This window comes from Chitinophaga tropicalis, from assembly GCF_009758205.1.
In the GTDB taxonomy this organism is placed as follows: Bacteria; Bacteroidota; Bacteroidia; order Chitinophagales; family Chitinophagaceae; genus Chitinophaga; species Chitinophaga tropicalis.
The window spans coordinates 271,399-288,172 of the sequence record NZ_WRXN01000007.1; the positions used below are offsets into that span (position 1 = coordinate 271,399).

Consider the following 16,774-nt stretch of genomic DNA (forward strand, 5'->3'; position numbering starts at 1 on the left):
GCTTAATACAGTAAGAGGTCTTACTGCTTAGTTTAGTTTATTAATCTGTAAATGCCCTTTGTCTACCAGTACTTCTGTTACATGCACCAATTCATCATTTTTCTTCAGTATCAGTACACATTTCTCAGGCGTTACCGGAGACGCTAACAGACCGGCTGTATAACCTTTGGGCAATGCCTGGCTGACAGTTCTGCTGGCGCCGCCAAACTCCGCATACATACGTATGGAATCTTTGGTGGAAGCCGGTTCCAGCTTCACTATAAAATCAGCTATGATCCTGCCGGACTGCAAAGATCTTTTATAGTTATCAACCACTTTCTGGTTACTGCTGATCTTACCCAATCCCAGTTCATTCTCTGCATATTTCCATATCCCGGCAGGAGGCGTGCCTACCTGGTTTATCTTCAGATCTGAGCCTTCCACGCTGGCATGATAGTAACGTGTGGAATGAGCGTTCTCTTTCAGTACACCAATGTAACAGCTGTTAGGCTTATCCCATACGGTACGGTAAAGATCTTCATCAGCAACCTGCTGTGCCAGTGGCATATCAAATGTCTTCTCCTTTGTTTTACCGTCTATCTCAAAACGGATCGTTACCTGTGGCTCATTTCCCCTGGGAAAAGAAACATTGATCTTTCCGGCGGGTGTAGCAGGCTGAAAACCTGCAGCCTCATCAACAGTGCTGTTCAAAGGCTTTTTACCGCCTTCATTGCAGGCAAAGAGAAACATTGCAGGGACTAAGAATGACCAGACTTTCATGGAATTATGGGTTGATTTGTTGACAAATTATAAATGACGAATATAACGTAATTAATTATTTGTCATTTGTACAGGTTAATTATTTAACCTGATAAACCCTCCGTCCAGCGGATAATCGCAGCCGGTAATAAATCCTGCTTCTGCAGAGCAGAGATATAATGCCAGCGTACCTACTTCATCCGGTCTTGCCATACGGCCTATTGGTTGCGTCTTTGACAGTTTCTCAAACATCTCCTGTTCTTTACCCGGATAGTTCTTTGCAATGAAGCCATCTACAAACGGTGTGTGTACACGCGCAGGAGAAACACAGTTACAGCGGATGCCATCCTGTATGTAATCTTTTGCAACGGATAGGGTCATGGTCAATACCGCTCCTTTACTCATTGAGTAGGCAAACCTGTCAGGAATACCTACACTGGATGCAATAGATGCCACATTGAGGATCACACCGCCTTTCTGTTCCTTCATCTGTCTGATCACGGCATACATGCAGTTGTACGTACCCTTCACGTTTACATTATAAATCCTGTCCAGATCTTCTTCAGTGGTTGTTTCCAGTTTCCCTACATGGGCGATGCCCGCGCAGTTCACCAGTATATCTATTCTTCCTGCTGCAGCAATTATCTCGTCCATTGTTTGCTGAACTTCTGCCTGCTGGGCTACGTTACAGCCATGTACCTGCGCTTTTCCGCCTTCAGCTGTAATTTCAGCTACTGTTTGCTTACCACCATCTTCGTTCAGTTCCAGGATATGTACGTCAGCACCCTGGGCCGCAAATACTTTTGCTATTGCCTGCCCAATGCCGCTACCACCGCCTGTGATCACAGCCACCTTGTTATCTAATCTAAACAGGTTCATAATTTCCTAAATTTAAGGGTTCTAAAATAGCCCTTTTACGGGGGCAAAAGCTATCTTTTTTTACCAGTATTTTGTACTTTATTACCATATTTTGAAGCAATTAAATAGAAAAAAGTTGAAAATCAGCCACAGATTTATACTTTTCTTCCTTTTTTGGGTACTTGCCACCATTGGCCGTACCGCATCGGCACAAGTTATTCCCCTGAATAAATACGGCCTGCCTGTTGTTAATTCTGTATCACTTTACAGGCAACTGGCTATAGCAGACAGTAATCAGTTGCTGGTAGATGTGAGCGGGTATATTCCGGGCATCAGGAAGGAAGTACGCTATGCTACATCCAATAATTTCACCCACCGGCAATTGTATGCCAGCAATGCGGTATATCTGAGGTTAGCTGCCGCCAGAGCGCTGAAGGCCGTGCAGCAGGAACTGAATAAAAAAGGATTGGGATTACTGATTTTTGATGGGTACAGGCCTTATACTGTTACGGAAAAGATGTGGGAAATTGTTCCTGACGATCGCTATGCTGCTGACCCTCGAAATGGTTCAGGGCATAACCGGGGTGTTGCTGTAGATCTTACTATCGTTGATCTGCATACCGGTAAACCTGTTCGTATGCCTACTGACTTTGACGATTTCACAGAAAAAGCCCATCATGACTATCCGCTTTCTGACAGTACAGTAACAGCCAACAGGCGGCTGTTGCGTAATGTGATGGAACAACAGGGATTTGTACCTCTGGCAACAGAATGGTGGCACTATGTGCTGAAGGATGCAAAGAAGTATCCACTCACTGACATACGGTTTGAAGAGCTTAAATAAGAAAGGTCCTGTTCACTATGGTGAACAGGACCTTTCTCTGTTATCATTAACTGATCTTAAAAGATCTTATTCAGTGCATCCACATATGCGTGCATGGAAGCGTTCACAATATCAGTAGAATAGCCGAAGCCATAGTAAGACTGACCATTGTGTTTCACGCGCATATTCACTTTACTTACATCCTTACTGCCACCGCGCATAGACTGTATATTGAACTCATCTATATCTATCTGGTCTTTGATGATTTCGTGAATAGCGTTGATAGCCGCATCTACAGGGCCATTACCGGCGCTGCTGGCTTCTTTCTCTTCGCCGTTGATCTTCAGTTTTACCGTAGCCATCGGACGCAGCGGATCTCCGCATACTACCTGCAACAGGGTAACCTTGATAGCCTTGTCATCATAGTTCTTATCATCGCCATCGCCCATCAGTTCCTGCAGGTCAGCATCATTGATGTCTTTACGCTGATCTGCCATTATCAGGAAGCGTTGATACACTTCGTCCAGGTTCACTTTATCCAGTTTATAACCTAAACGTTCCAGGTGATGTTTCAGTGCATGACGGCCACTGCGGGCAGTCAGGATGATAGCGTTAGATGGGATACCAACATCTTCCGGGTTCAGTATCTCGTAGTTTTCACGATGCTTCAGCACACCATCCTGGTGAATACCGGAGCTGTGCGCAAAAGCATTACGTCCGATAATGGCTTTGTTAGCCTGTACCGGCATACGCATCATGGTTTCCACCATGTTGCTGATACCATAGATACGCCTGGAATTGATACCGGTATGATACCCCAGGCCATGATGCGTTTTCAGGATCATAGCTACTTCTTCCAGCGAAGTATTTCCTGCACGTTCACCAATACCGTTGATAGTACATTCTACCTGGCGTGCGCCGTTCATAATACCTGCAATGGTGTTGGCTGTAGCCAGGCCAAGGTCATTATGGCAATGCACGGAGATAATAGCTTTGTCAATGTTGGAAACATTGTCCATCAGGTACTTGATCTTGGCGCCATACTGGTCAGGCAGGCAGTAACCGTTGGTATCGGGAATGTTTACAACGGTAGCGCCTGCGCCTATCACCGCTTCAATCATCCTGGCCAGGTATTCGTTATCTGCACGGCCTGCATCTTCAGCATAGAACTCTACGTCATCAACAAATTTGCGGGCATATTTAACGGCGTCTACTGCGCGCTTCAATATGTCTTCACGGGTACTGTTGAATTTGTATTTGATATGCATATCGGAAGAACCGATACCTGTGTGGATACGTTTACGTTTCGCGAAGCGGAGGGCTTCTGCAGCAGCATCAATATCCATGGTATTTGCGCGGGTCAATGCGCAGATGATCGGTTCACTTACTGCTTTGGATATTTCCACAACGCTCTGGAAATCGCCGGGGCTGGAAATAGGAAACCCGGCTTCAATAACATCTACTCCCAGCGCTTCCAGCTCTTTAGCCACCTCAATTTTCTCTACAGTGGTAAGCTGGCAACCAGGCACCTGTTCTCCATCACGAAGGGTAGTATCGAAGACGTATACACGATTTTTATCGCTCATCTTTATTCTTATTGTGTTATTGGATAATTAAGGAATCTATTAACTCAGGTTCTCTAATACTTTAGCGCCCATTGCTTCTGTACCCATTACCAGGTGATTCTCCGTATGCTTGTTGGCAATGTCCATTGTACGGTATCCCTGTTTCAGTGTAGTTTCAACTGCTTTAATAACGCGCAGCGATTCTGTTTTCAATCCAAAAGATATATCCAGCATCAGTGCGGCAGACAGGATAGAAGCCAGCGGGTTGGCAATACCTTTACCGGCAATATCATGTGCAGAACCGTGAATAGGCTCATAGAAACCGGTGCTGTCACCTACTGAAGCAGATGCCAGCATACCCATGGAACCAGCTATCTGGGAAGCCTCGTCTGTCAGGATATCTCCGAAGAGGTTACCTGTCAGCACCACGTCAAAACGCTTAGGATCTTTGATCAGCTGCATAGCGGCATTATCGATGAACATATGTTCTGTTTCCACGTCAGGATATTCCTTGGCAACTTCCTGTACTACTTCACGCCACAGGCGGCTTGCTTCCAGCACATTTGCTTTATCTACAGAGCACAGCTTTTTACGGCGGCTGCGTGCGGCTTCATATGCTTTACGGGCAATACGTTCTACTTCATAACGATGATAGATCATCAGGTCAGAAGCGGTATTGCGGTCTTCTGTACGTTTCTTTTCACCGAAGTACACATCGCCGGTCAGCTCGCGGAAAAACAGGATATCTGCTCCGCTCAGTATCTCCGGCTTGATGCTGGATGCTTCCAGCAGTTCATCAAACAACTTAATAGGCCGCAGATTGGCATACAAGCCCAGTTCCTTACGGATCTTCAGCAATCCCTGTTCAGGACGTACTTTCAGAGTAGGGTCATTGTCGTATTTGGCATGCCCGATAGCGCCAAACAGGATCGCATCGCTCTTCCGGGCCTTTTCCAGTGTTTCATCAGGCAGTGGGTTGCCGGTAGCTTCTATTGCAACGTGGCCCATGATGCCTTCATCAAAAGAAAAGTTGTGCTTGTAGTTTTCAGCAATTGTCATTAATACTTTCTGCCCCCAGGCTGTTACTTCCTGACCTATGCCATCACCGGGAATAACCAGTATCTTTTTGTCTACGCCCATTTAGTTTACAATTGGTTAGAATTGATGTTTACTTCAAAATTAAAAATTGAACTCGCGGCCCGACTCGTAGGTTTCAATTTCCTTACGGAGGCTCAGGAGGTAATCAATATCGTCATAGCCATTGATCAGGCATGCTTTCTTGTAAGGATTGATGTCAAACTGTGCAGTTTCGCCGGTAGCAACGATCTTCAGCGTCTGTTTTTCCAGGTCTACTTCCAGCTGTGCAGCAGGATCAGCTTCAATAGCTTTGAAGATATTGTCCAGGAAAGCATCAGTTACAGTGATAGGCAGGATAAAATTGTTCAGCGCATTGTTCTTGAAGATGTCTGCAAAGAAACTGCTGATCACCACTTTAAATCCATAGTCACCTATAGCCCAGGCAGCATGCTCACGAGAGGAGCCACAGCCAAAGTTCTTGCCGGCTACCAGTATCTGTCCTTTGTAAATTGGATTGTTCAGCACAAAGTCCTTCTTAGGCTGATTATCGGAATCAAAACGCCAGTCGCGGAAAAGATTTTCACCAAAACCTTCACGGGTAGTTGCTTTCAGGAAGCGGGCCGGGATGATCTGATCTGTATCAATGTTCTCTATTGCAATAGGTACTGCAGAGGAAACCAGGTGTTGAAAATTCTTGCTCATTATAATAACAGCCTTCCGGTTAAGAAGGACTTTCGTTTTTACGTTTTAAAGATCTGTATTGACTTTTTCTGCTTTCACACGTAACCTTACATACTTCAGGAACCACTTGCCATCACGGAAACAGGTAGCGCGCATAGATTCCTGCGCATCCTGCATGATAGGCAACCGGTCTGCCTCCGGTACCTGTTCAAAGAACTGGGCTCCGAACATTTTCAGCCATTCTACAATGGCATTATCAGGATCTGCCAGTTCAGTGATACGGTCAAAGTAAAGTACCTGGTTTACGCGGAAACCATATTCTTCCAGCAGGGAAGTATATTCTCCTACTGAAGGGAAGTACCAGAACGGTTTAAAGGCATATCCTCTCTTTTCCATGGCTGCCTGGGTAGCAGATGTAAGATCATCCACATTCCCTTTCCCTCCCATTTCCAGTACCAGTCGCCCACCGGGCTTCAGGTGCCTGTGAATACGGTCCAGAGTTTTCTCCTGCTGACGTATCCAGTGAAGGGTGGCATTGGAAAATACGGCATCAAATTTTTCCGGTAGTGAAAAATTTGTGGCATCAGCCACTTCAAATGCCACATCCGGGTAATGCTGCCTGGCGCTTTCAATCATGGAAGCCGAGCTGTCCAGTCCTGTTACCTTAGCACCTGTGACTGCCAGCTGAGCTGTCAGCTCGCCTGTACCACAGCCCAGGTCAAGTACCTTCTCTTCTTCCTTTGGCTCCAGCCATTCCAGCAGGTTACTACCATACTGGAATACAAAAGCGTGCTTCTCTTTATATAATTCCGCGTTCCAGGCCATTACTTCTTATATTAAACCAGTTCTCTTACATCTGTTACTTTACCCGTAATAGCCGCTGCTGCCGCTGAAAGCGGACTGGCCAGGAAGGTGCGGGCATTGGGTCCCTGACGGCCTTCAAAGTTACGGTTGGAGGTAGAAATGCAGTACATGCCGGCAGGCACTTTGTCTTCATTCATGCCCAGGCAGGCCGAGCATCCGGGCTCACGCAACTGGAAACCAGCCGCTTCGAAGACCTTATCTATACCTTCTTTCCTGGCCTGTGCTTCTACCTGTTTGGAACCAGGCACTATCCAAACTACTACATCGTCAGCTTTGTGCTTACCTTTTACAAAGTCAGCCACCATACGCAGGTCCTCAATACGGGAGTTGGTGCAGCTGCCAATGAATACATAATCTACTTTTTTACCCAGTAAACCGCTGCCAGGTTCAAGCCCCATATAGTCCAGTGACTTTTTGAAAGAAGGCTTTTCTTTCTCATCCAGCTGTTCCAGGGAAGGTATATGCTGGGTTACGCCCATACCCATACCCGGGTTGGTACCGTAGGTGATCATTGGCTCAATATCTGCCGCATTGAAGGTGAGTACTACATCAAACTGGGCGTCAGCATCGGTATAAAGCGTTCTCCAGTAGGCCAGCGCTTTATCCCAGTCAGCCCCTTTCGGTGCAAATTCACGGCCTTTAATATATTCAAAAGTAGTTTCGTCAGGAGCAATGAGGCCTCCACGGGCGCCCATCTCAATACTCATGTTACAGATGGTCATACGGGCTTCCATGCTCAGGCTGCTGATAGCCTCTCCGCAATACTCCACAAAATAACCGGTAGCACCGGATGCAGAGATCTTGGAGATGATGTAGAGGATGATATCTTTGGATACCACGCCTTTCTTCAGCTTACCGTTCACTTCTATCTTCATGCGTTTAGGACGGTACTGCAGGATACACTGGGTAGCCAGCACCTGTTCTACCTCGGAAGTACCGATACCAAAAGCGATAGCGCCAAAAGCACCGTGAGTGCTGGTATGGCTGTCACCACAAACGATAGTCATACCCGGCAGTGTAATGCCCAGTTCGGGACCTATTACGTGTACAATACCCTGGTAAGGATGACCCAGACCGTACAGTTCCACACCAAATTCCGCTGTATTCTTTGTCAGCATTTCCACCTGTTTGCGGCTCAATGCCTCCTTGATAGGCAGATGCTGATCAATTGTAGGAACGTTATGGTCTGCAGTAGCCCTGGTCCTGGCCGGACGGAAAACCGGGATCCCCCTTTTGCGCAGACCATCGAAAGCCTGCGGGCTGGTTACCTCATGGATAAAATGCGTGTTGATATAAACTGCGTCCGGAAAGCCGGCTTTGCTTACCACTACATGGCTGTCCCAGATCTTGTCGAATAATGTTTTTCCCATCCGTAATTACGTTTTGTGGTGCTAAAATGCTCTTTATCCGCATCAGCACTGTAAAAATTGATAATTTTGTGCTTCCTTGATTGTTTGTACCTTCAAAGCTAATGGTGAATGTTAATTACCTTAAAGCTAAATTTAACTTAATTACGATATATAAATACACCTGGCATTAATTATATGTTTGATAGTCAGATAATTATAACACTTTATTAACGATGTCCAACAATCAGCATGATGCTCTGTTTATTTTAATAAAAACGCTTACAAAAGCTGAAAAAAGGAATTTCCAACTTGCTTTTAATAAAAATAATACTAAGGAAGACGTCCTTTTCATACAGTTATTCAATACGTTAGATAAATTAAAGGAATATGATGACGAACAGATCCTGAAAAAGATCCCGGCCATCAAAAAACAACAGCTGAGTAATGTAAAAGCCCACCTTTACAAGCAACTCCTCACTACCCTCCGGCTGCTCTATAAGCAAAAAGACCCCCTGATAGACCTGCGGGAACAGCTGGACTATGCCCGGGTGCTGTACAGCAAAGGACTGTACACCCAGAGCCTGAAAATATTGTCCAGGGCCAAACAGATGGCCATAGAGCAGGAAGAGGTGATGCTGAGCTATGAGATCATTGAATTTGAGAAGCTGATAGAAAGCCGGCATATTACCCGCAGCCTGGAAAACCGGGCAGATGAGCTGAGTGCCGAATCCAAGCAGATAGAACAACGGCTCAGCAATATCAGCCGCCTGTCTACCCTCTCCCTGCGCATGTACGGCCTTTATCTGAAACTGGGCCATGCCCGGGACGCCCGGGACGCAGATATGGTGAAGCTCTTCTTTGAAACAGAACTGCCTTCCAACTGCAATAAAGACATGAGCTTCTATGAGAAAATACACATGTACCAGGCATACAGCTGGTATTACTACATTCTCCAGGATTTTGTCATGTTTTACCGGTATACGCAGAAATGGGTGGACCTGTTCACAGAATACCCCTCCCTGCAACGCACAGACATGGAACTGTACATCAAGGCCATGCACAACCTGCTGACCGCGCACTTCTATACCATGAACCATGAGAAGTTCATGCGGGACCTGGAACACCTGGAGGTCTTTATCGCCAACAACCAGGAAAGCTTTAACGAGAATACCAAAACCTCCGCTTTCGTATACGTATATACTGCGCGTATTAACCGCTACTTCCTGGAAGGCACTTTCAGCCAGGGCCTTTCGCTGATACCACAACTGGAAACCGACATTGCCGAACATCAGCTGAAAATAGACCAGCACAGGGTACTACTGTTCTACTACAAAATAGCCTGCCTGTACTTTGGCAGCGGAGATAATAACCAGGCCATCACTTACCTGAACAAGATCATTCACCTGCGTATAGGTAACCTGCGGGCAGATATCCAGTGTTTTGCACGGATACTTCACCTCATTGCACATTATGAGCTGGAAAACTATAGCCTGGTGGAATACCTGATCAAATCAGTATATCATTTCATTGCCAAGAATAAAGACCTTGGACAGATGATGGAAGAGATCCTGAAATTTTTGCGTAAAAATATTTATGCACATCCGAAAGCTTTACGTAACGCTTTTGCAGACCTGAAAGAAAGGCTGGTACAATTGTCTCAGAATCCTTATGAACGCAGATCGTTCCTGTACCTGGATATTATTTCCTGGCTGGAAAGTAAGATAGAAGGAATACCTGTGCAGGAAGTGATACGCAGAAAGTTTGTCAAGAAAGAAAAAAGGATATGAAATACAGATAGCCAATGCTTATCTGTATTTCATACATCAGGGTTGTTCCCGCAATATTGTTACCGGCCCCAGTAATCCCGAAGGCAACAATTCCCATTCTGGACGTATTGTGATATTAGTCCTGGTAAACCGTTTCTCCACCGGTCGATCACGGTCTCCTACCAACCTGTTCCTCCAGCTGTTGATCACTTCAATTTCCAGTGTATTTTCTCCTGTTTTCAATATACCTGATACCGGTACCCGTAAAGGTGGGGCCCATACCACACCCTGATCATGCCCGTTCAGTGTTACATGTGCAATGCCCACGTCCTTTACTGCTCCAAGGTCCAGCATCAGCTTGTCATCTGCAGCCCCGCTAAAGGAAAAAGTAGTTTTATAAACAGCACTGCCGGAATAATAACGGATCTCACTTTCCGGTCGTTCGGTCCAGCTGGTAAGACGGGGAAAAGCAGCCTGTGCGGGACCTCCCCAGGCAGTATCAAACCTTACCTGCCAAGTTTCGTTTAATGTGTCTACAGGCAACAAAACCGGTGTATTGTTAGCTGCAATTCCCTGTTGTGACGGAAGGATCTTTTCCCGGAATACTACTAACCAGGAACCATAAGGACTGAAAGGTACCGGTATGGTGGTAAGACCGCTCTGCTGTGTGAATGCCAGTGCTTTCCTGGTTTGTCCGGTAACCGGGTCCCACAGCTCCGGCTGTTTACCGCTGACACGGAAAGTAAACGTGGCCTGTGTTGCTACAGGCTGCTGGTTACTGACATAATAGTAGTCTATTGAATCTTTGCGGTGATGGATGTAAGGGAAAGCATAGGTAACACTGTCTGTCTTTACGGTACAGTCTTCCGGAGTGCCTGACTTCAATAGCCACTCAGCCGCTGTATATCCCCAGGCTATCTGCCCCTTGCCTACCGTATGACTGCCTTTGGCAGTCTGCATTGTACCCCATAGTTTACCTGCCAGCCGCAATGCTTCTTTTTCGGCGCCGGCGCCACCCACAAGACTTGCAGTAGTAACAGGACGGTTGCCGATGATAGTAGCGCCTGCAATTACAAGTGCATTTATTCTTTTCAGGGCCGTCAGGGAAAGCACACGATGGTCCGGCAATACCATTACACGGTACCTCATTCCATGAGGCAAGGTGAGCCAGCCATCTTTTACTCCCAGCAATAGCAACCTGTCTTCATTGATCACATCATAATCATATCCCGGCAATGCACCTGCCGGATCATCTTCCTTGAGCCGGGCCACATTGGGCACATGATCTCCGTAGTAATACAACACGTCTGCAACAAAATCCCCCTGCTGCATCATATATTGCACGCGGGCCATGTAGGTAAAAAAAGCATCTGCATATTTCCACCAGGTAATGTTGGGATTGAAATGTGTACCGGCAAAATATTCCTGCCCCGGCAATCCCATTTCCTTTGGAGAAGCAGTAAAGGTATGCAGTAGTGTGAGGTTAAGTCCGGCGCATACTTCATGATCAAAAGAGGGTTTCATATGTTCCCAGATCACGTCATTCCAATGACGGCCAATAGTGGTGAATGCTTCTGCTCCCACCAATGGTTTGTTGTAAATATGTGCAGCGCTGGAAGCCTGTTTCACAAAGAAACGGCTGGCAGCAACAGGCCTGTGTGCCGAGGGTGACCAGAACTCCCCCATCATGATCTCACTGTACCCCAGGTTCTTTATACCATCAAACGGCCCGGCATGCGGCCCGCCGGATTCAGGCTGTATACCCATTCCATAGGCAGCTGCTTTCTGCTGGAATATCCTGTAATGATTCTCTGCAATACAATCGCTCACCGTTTTGCGAAAATCGTTCAGGAAGTTATCGCTCGTAGTAGTATTGTCTATTATCTTACCCGCAATGACAGGAAGATATGGCAACAGATCATACCCTCTTCTCCTGCGGAACTCTTCCCTGAAATTTTCTGTCCAGTTCACACCACCCAACTCCCAGCTGTCTGTCTGCAGGTAACGCAATGTTTTTCCTGCTTCAGGACCTATCAGTTCCAATAGCGGTTTTACATGCGTATTCCAGTAACGGGTAAAGTGCTGAGTATTCATAGGGTCTATTACCAACCCCTGCCATTTGCCGCTGGAAGTAGAGATATGTGCACCGTTATAGGTATAACCCAAACGCAGCACTACCCATTTGCCTGCAGGCGCATTCCATTTCAGCATACCGGTGCTGTCCATAAAACGTGAAATATCCAGTACTTCACGATGAGCCGCATGCGCCCTGCCATCAGAGACGGTGCTGATCACTGCTGACGTAGTTTGTTTATGAGTACTGTACAGCTCTTGTGCGGCGCTGTTCTCTTTATGTGCATTGGAAAGCAGGAAACGGGTATCTGTAGCAGATCCGCCTACTTCATTGAAAGCAGCTTTCTGTAACAGGTTATTCAACGGAGTAATACCGGTGGTGTCATGCCAGGGTAAGGCCAATACAACAATATCCCTGTAAAAGTTTTTTCGTATGGGAGGTAACGTTAGTTGCTGATTTATCTGTCCGTTACTGTTCACAACAGTTTCAGACCAGGTAATATGTTTGGCAGCTTCCTGTGGCTGCACATCCGGTGCTCCAAGGTTCCAGCCGCTCTGTATATTCAGGCTCAGTACAAGTCCCAGCCGGCTGGCTTCCTTTACTGCATGCAGGTATAATTCCTTCCAGGCAGGAGAACCAAACAGGGGGCCTTCAGGCACAGGGCCGTTTCCCCACTGGTCATATCCTCCGGCATCAAAGATACAGGCGCCGCTGAAGCCTTTGTCCTTCATAGCTTCGAGGTCCCGGGTAATAGATGCTTTGGTAACATTTCCATTCAGCCACCACCACCAGCAGCGGATGCCTGAAGAAGCAGAAGGATGTGCAAATGTTTCACTGCTTATAGAAGAAGCGCTCTGCTGTGCAAAACCCCGGAAGCATGATAATACCAGGAAGCAGGCGGTCAGACAAATGTTTCTCATAAAACGCGCAGGTACTGTTCTTAACAATACATCGCGTTAAAGTAATAAAAAGCAGGCAGAAATTATAACACGATCCGCTTGCCTTCCTTTGCTGATCTGCGTGCAGCCTCCAGTATTCTAATCACGATCAGGTTGTTTTCAAGGGAAGAAAGGTCATTTTCAGACTTGACAGTGCCGTTCAATACAGCGGCCAGGTAAGTGATATTGTCTGTGTATGCCGCAGTGGGAACTGTAAGCGGCTCATACTTATTCTTTTTACGTTGTTGCAGCTCTTCGCTATTTAATGCATGCAGATAACCATCTTTACCAAATACCTCCCAGTCCTTTATGCTGAAGGGCCAGTTCCAGGATGCTTCGATAATTCCTGTTGCCTGCGGGTATTCAAGCAGTATAGTAGCATCATCATCCACTTTCGGATATACATCAGGTTTAATATGCCGGGCTACGGCAGTTACTGCCACCGGGGCTTTACCGTCCATCAGCCAGGTCATCAGGTTAGCGCCATAGCAACCGAAATCCATAATGGCTCCGCCGCCATTCTTTACAGGATCGGTCAGCCAACGCAGGAAATCTTCACTACATCCTATTTCCCGCGGACCTTCATGCCCATCATGCACTACCATTTTTCTCACCGGGCCTACGGTATTCTGTTGCTTTACGAGATTGTATATAAACTGGTTCGTGTTATACCAGGTGGTTTCGTAATTGGTCAGTAAGTGGATATGGTATTTACGGGCCAGTGCCGCCATCTTTTCTGCCTGTTCTACAGTAGTAGCTAAAGGTTTTTCCACCATTACCGGAATACCTTTGGGCGCACAGGCTGTTACTACATCAATATGCTCTGCCACAGCATTATAAGCCAGTACGGCATCCGGATGCGTATGTGCCAGCAGGGCATCAAGACCTGGATAAAAAAGGGAATCCGGCAACTGGTATGCCTTCTTATAACGTGCCACCAGCTGTGCGTCCGCTTCTGCAATACCGGCAATGATCACCTGCCCTTTTTTATACTGATGCATCAGTAAATGAACATGATCATGACTTAACCCGGCCACGCCAACACTCAGCTGACCCAGAGCAGTAACAGCAGGTAACATAAGCAACAGACAGTATATGGTAACAAATATTTTTCTCATCAGCTGGCATTATATTATTCAGTCAAGTATATTCAATACCCTCCATCCGTTTTCTCCTTTAAAGGTATAGATCTGCTGACGCAGTTTGGTCCCGTCAGGGAAGATACAAACCTCAGTAATAAGGAACAGGTTGTCAGAGATCTTTCTGCGTTCAGGGAATGCACGGCGTACATCTTTATAGGAAGGAAAGCCTTCTTCTTCCAGGTACTGCCGGAAAGACTGGCATAGTATTTCTGCAGTAGCGCCCAACGCATTTCTTCCACTGTAACGGTCATTCATTTTCAGTAACAATATCCTGGCTTCTTCCTCAAAGTTCTTGCATTCAACGGCCTTCTCAATATCCTGCTCATCATAAGCATCTTCAAGGCAGAGAATAGCGCCTTCAGGAGTGGTGAAATCATGTTTGAAATGATCAATTCCCTCATCTATAAATAGTCCTGCCTGGCGGTCAAATTCCGGCCATTCATGAGCAGGCTTTGCTTCACGTATAGCCCTGATGGTATATCCACCTATTAAACGGCCGTCTTCTATGATCATCCAGTCGGAAAGGAATTCCTGTCCTATCCCTATTTTCCGGTTCATTCTCACTTTATGTCCTACATAAAGCGGCTCATTTCCTACTATACCAAACAGGTTGCCGTCATCGTCAAAACTGGGCTCTGTCAGCCATAGATGTTCATGATTATCTCCGTCCCGGATCAGTACCTTAACGGAAAAATACTGCTGGTTGGGGCGTGGTGACTGCAAACTATCCTGGAAATAATGGAGTGTGGCATTAGCTTTCTCAATGGCCCATTGCATGCGCTCATCAGTAGTGCACGCCGGTACAATATGCACTTGTTCTTCACATATGGATATGGATGGCTCTCGTTTACCAAAAAGCCTGGAAAAAAATCCCATAGGTCTTTGCTCTAATTAAACGAATATAACCAATCTAATCCACTTTTTCCAGTGGCGCTTCATACCTATAGTACCTTGACAGGAAAACAGCATATGCCGATAACTGCATAACCAGCACCCCGTACCAGTACAGGCGGGCCAGCGTCAGGAACAGCAATCCTACTATAATAAGCAGCAACCATCTGAAATACTTATCCTGATCTATGCCGGGAAAATACAACAGGCTGCGGAGCAGCATCAGAACAGACACTCCCAGTACCACTATCAGTAACAGGTGCAGAGGCGCCGCCGCCGGCATAATCCTGTAAATAAGCAGGATATATTCCGGCGCCAGGAGCAGCAGGTAAGTAAGGCCCATCTGCAGATATCTTTTCCACAGTGCAAGCGGAAGCTGTGGTAACAGGGAAAGATAGAGATCGTCAAAATGCCGGTGATTGTAAACTATAAGGCTTTGCAAAAGCAGGCATACCAGGAAACCCGTCAATATGTAACGCTCATCATATTCTCCTCCCATCAGGGAACATGTTAATATGATCACCAGCAGGGAAGCCCCTTTTGATATGGCCAGCGTTTTAATGTTATTGTTCAGCAGTTCATATATATATATAAGCCACAGAGGCTTCCTGAAAGTTTTGTTAACCCGGTGCTGCCACCTTGCCAGGAATGAAGTGGTACCCGGATGTTTTACTTTCCGGTCATAGAACCACAGCGGGAAAATGGTCATCAATACGTTGAACAACAGGATAATAACAGCCTGTGGATAAAATTGCAGCTTCAGGGCTACAAGGACTGCCAGACCACTATATACCAGCACCGGTGTATAAAGTGTCAGATGCAGCCAGTACCACGTTTTCCACTTGCGACTGCCTTCCAGCAACCCGATAGTGCCATACAGGAAAAGATGCTCTTTGGCCGATAAGGCATTTAATATGAACATCATACATTTCAGGTTGTACAGTAACCAGATAAAACATACCAGCGCCAGGAAATCAAGACTGCCGGTAAATCCCTTTATCAGGGTATAGTGATAGGAAAGGATTTGTCCGCCGGGCACAATGCCGAAAAAGAAATAGAATAACAGGAGGAAGAATCCTGTGTTCTGTGCATAATAGCGTAAGGTGAATATCTTGGATAATGCCATCGGGGAGATAATTAACGTTTCACAATAGTTGTTCCCTGCACTTCCAGCTGTATAGAGCCGGCGGTAACTGCCTGATGGGAAGTGATGCAAAAGGTAACCCCGTACTGCTGATGAAACTCTTCTACCAGGGTATATAGCAATGGAACTGATTGGGTATCAAGTGTAATAAGCGGCTCGTCCAGCAAGATCACCCTGGGTTTGCCGGTAAATGCCAGCAGCAGGGACAACTTTTTTAACATCCCGCTGGAGTAACTGCTTACCGGCTGATGCACATAACTTTCTATCCCCATGAATTTCATCATACTTCCCATATCCCTGTAGCCTTCCCCTTTTGTTTTGATATACAGGCTGATCAGGTCGCTACCGGTCAGGAAACCCGGGTACAAAGGCTCAGCTTCTGCATAATTGACAAGGCGGCGGTATTGAACGGGCGATTGCCTGCTGCTCACACTGTTATCCACTTTTATTTCTCCCTGGAATGGGATCAGTCCGGCCATAACTTTCATGGAGGTGGTCTTGCCTGCCCCGTTCGGACCCAGGAGCCAGTACACCCCAGGTTCCAGCTCCAGCTGCGTAATATCCAGGATCACCCTCTCCTGGTAAGCTTTTTGGACATGGTGAAGGGTGAGTACAGGTGCGGCCATACAGTGGTATTATTTTTTGTAAATATGTGAAATAAAATGTTGTGTTTCAATTTAAAAACATTGATCTCAACAAAAAAATCCGGGCTAACGAGCGCAATGGATGGGGATTAGATGTGAATTAATAATTTGTTTACAGCCTGAGTGCGCCTTCATGGGATATTTCCGAAAATCCGCCCTTCTTTTTCCACAGCCTGTTAAAAACTAAAAAGGGGACGGGTTGCATTCATCTGTACATTTG

The 16,774-nt window shown here is 46.3% G+C and carries 14 protein-coding genes; 2 read left to right on the top strand and 12 right to left on the bottom strand.

The features are described 5' to 3' along the window. Positions 1 to 27 precede the first annotated feature (27 nt). Both GO493_RS17730 and GO493_RS17735 read right to left on the bottom strand, forming a co-directional pair. The gene (locus GO493_RS17730; protein WP_157307556.1) at positions 28 to 759 is read right to left on the bottom strand and encodes a hypothetical protein; all 732 of its coding nucleotides are present in this window, start codon (positions 757 to 759) and stop codon (positions 28 to 30) included. Between the two features lie 75 nt (positions 760 to 834). Further along, positions 835 to 1,617, bottom strand: a complete 783-nt coding sequence (locus tag GO493_RS17735) for an SDR family NAD(P)-dependent oxidoreductase (RefSeq protein WP_198315749.1) — start codon at positions 1,615 to 1,617, stop codon at positions 835 to 837. Between the two features lie 115 nt (positions 1,618 to 1,732). On the opposite strand from GO493_RS17735, the gene GO493_RS17740 reads away from it, so the two are divergent. Next, on the top strand, positions 1,733 to 2,440 hold the full coding sequence (locus GO493_RS17740; protein WP_157307557.1) for a M15 family metallopeptidase: 708 nt from the start codon (positions 1,733 to 1,735) through the stop codon (positions 2,438 to 2,440). Positions 2,441 to 2,496: 56 nt separating this feature from the next. Here GO493_RS17740 and GO493_RS17745 read toward each other — a convergent pair whose 3' ends face one another. The 5 genes from GO493_RS17745 to leuC are packed head-to-tail and all read right to left on the bottom strand — an operon-like array spanning position 2,497 to position 7,976. Next, positions 2,497 to 4,005, bottom strand: coding sequence for a 2-isopropylmalate synthase (locus tag GO493_RS17745; protein ID WP_157307558.1), 1,509 nt, complete (start codon positions 4,003 to 4,005; stop codon positions 2,497 to 2,499). A gap of 39 nt (positions 4,006 to 4,044) precedes the next feature. Beyond that, entirely contained in the window at positions 4,045 to 5,124 is a 1,080-nt protein-coding gene (gene leuB / locus GO493_RS17750) for a 3-isopropylmalate dehydrogenase (RefSeq protein ID WP_157307559.1), read from the bottom strand. 39 nt (positions 5,125 to 5,163) lie between these two features. Beyond that, positions 5,164 to 5,763 carry a 3-isopropylmalate dehydratase small subunit gene (gene leuD / locus GO493_RS17755; RefSeq protein WP_157307560.1) on the bottom strand — a complete coding sequence of 200 codons (600 nt, stop codon included), beginning with the start codon at positions 5,761 to 5,763 and terminating at the stop codon, positions 5,164 to 5,166. A gap of 45 nt (positions 5,764 to 5,808) precedes the next feature. Beyond that, positions 5,809 to 6,567, bottom strand: a complete 759-nt coding sequence (locus GO493_RS17760) for a methyltransferase domain-containing protein (RefSeq protein ID WP_157307561.1) — start codon at positions 6,565 to 6,567, stop codon at positions 5,809 to 5,811. An 11-nt stretch (positions 6,568 to 6,578) separates the two neighbouring features. Then, positions 6,579 to 7,976 carry a 3-isopropylmalate dehydratase large subunit gene (gene leuC, locus GO493_RS17765; protein ID WP_157307562.1) on the bottom strand — a complete coding sequence of 466 codons (1,398 nt, stop codon included), beginning with the start codon at positions 7,974 to 7,976 and terminating at the stop codon, positions 6,579 to 6,581. Between the two features lie 212 nt (positions 7,977 to 8,188). Between leuC and GO493_RS17770 the strand changes: the two genes are divergently transcribed. After that, a complete protein-coding gene (locus GO493_RS17770; protein ID WP_157307563.1) occupies positions 8,189 to 9,742 on the top strand; it encodes a hypothetical protein in 1,554 nt (517 codons plus the stop codon). Between the two features lie 36 nt (positions 9,743 to 9,778). Here the strand turns inward: GO493_RS17770 and GO493_RS17775 are convergent, their stop codons facing one another. The 5 genes from GO493_RS17775 to GO493_RS17795 all read right to left on the bottom strand — a co-directional run bounded on the left by GO493_RS17775 (position 9,779) and on the right by GO493_RS17795 (position 16,536). Then, positions 9,779 to 12,715 carry a glycosyl hydrolase gene (locus GO493_RS17775; protein ID WP_157307564.1) on the bottom strand — a complete coding sequence of 979 codons (2,937 nt, stop codon included), beginning with the start codon at positions 12,713 to 12,715 and terminating at the stop codon, positions 9,779 to 9,781. 62 nt (positions 12,716 to 12,777) lie between these two features. After that, positions 12,778 to 13,851, bottom strand: a complete 1,074-nt coding sequence (locus GO493_RS17780) for a Gfo/Idh/MocA family protein (RefSeq protein WP_157307565.1) — start codon at positions 13,849 to 13,851, stop codon at positions 12,778 to 12,780. A gap of 18 nt (positions 13,852 to 13,869) precedes the next feature. Next, positions 13,870 to 14,751, bottom strand: coding sequence for a DUF2314 domain-containing protein (locus tag GO493_RS17785; RefSeq protein WP_157307566.1), 882 nt, complete (start codon positions 14,749 to 14,751; stop codon positions 13,870 to 13,872). Between the two features lie 34 nt (positions 14,752 to 14,785). Next, positions 14,786 to 15,892 carry a hypothetical protein gene (locus GO493_RS17790; protein WP_157307567.1) on the bottom strand — a complete coding sequence of 369 codons (1,107 nt, stop codon included), beginning with the start codon at positions 15,890 to 15,892 and terminating at the stop codon, positions 14,786 to 14,788. An 11-nt stretch (positions 15,893 to 15,903) separates the two neighbouring features. Next, positions 15,904 to 16,536, bottom strand: coding sequence for an ABC transporter ATP-binding protein (locus tag GO493_RS17795; protein ID WP_157307568.1), 633 nt, complete (start codon positions 16,534 to 16,536; stop codon positions 15,904 to 15,906). Positions 16,537 to 16,774: the final 238 nt, after the last annotated feature.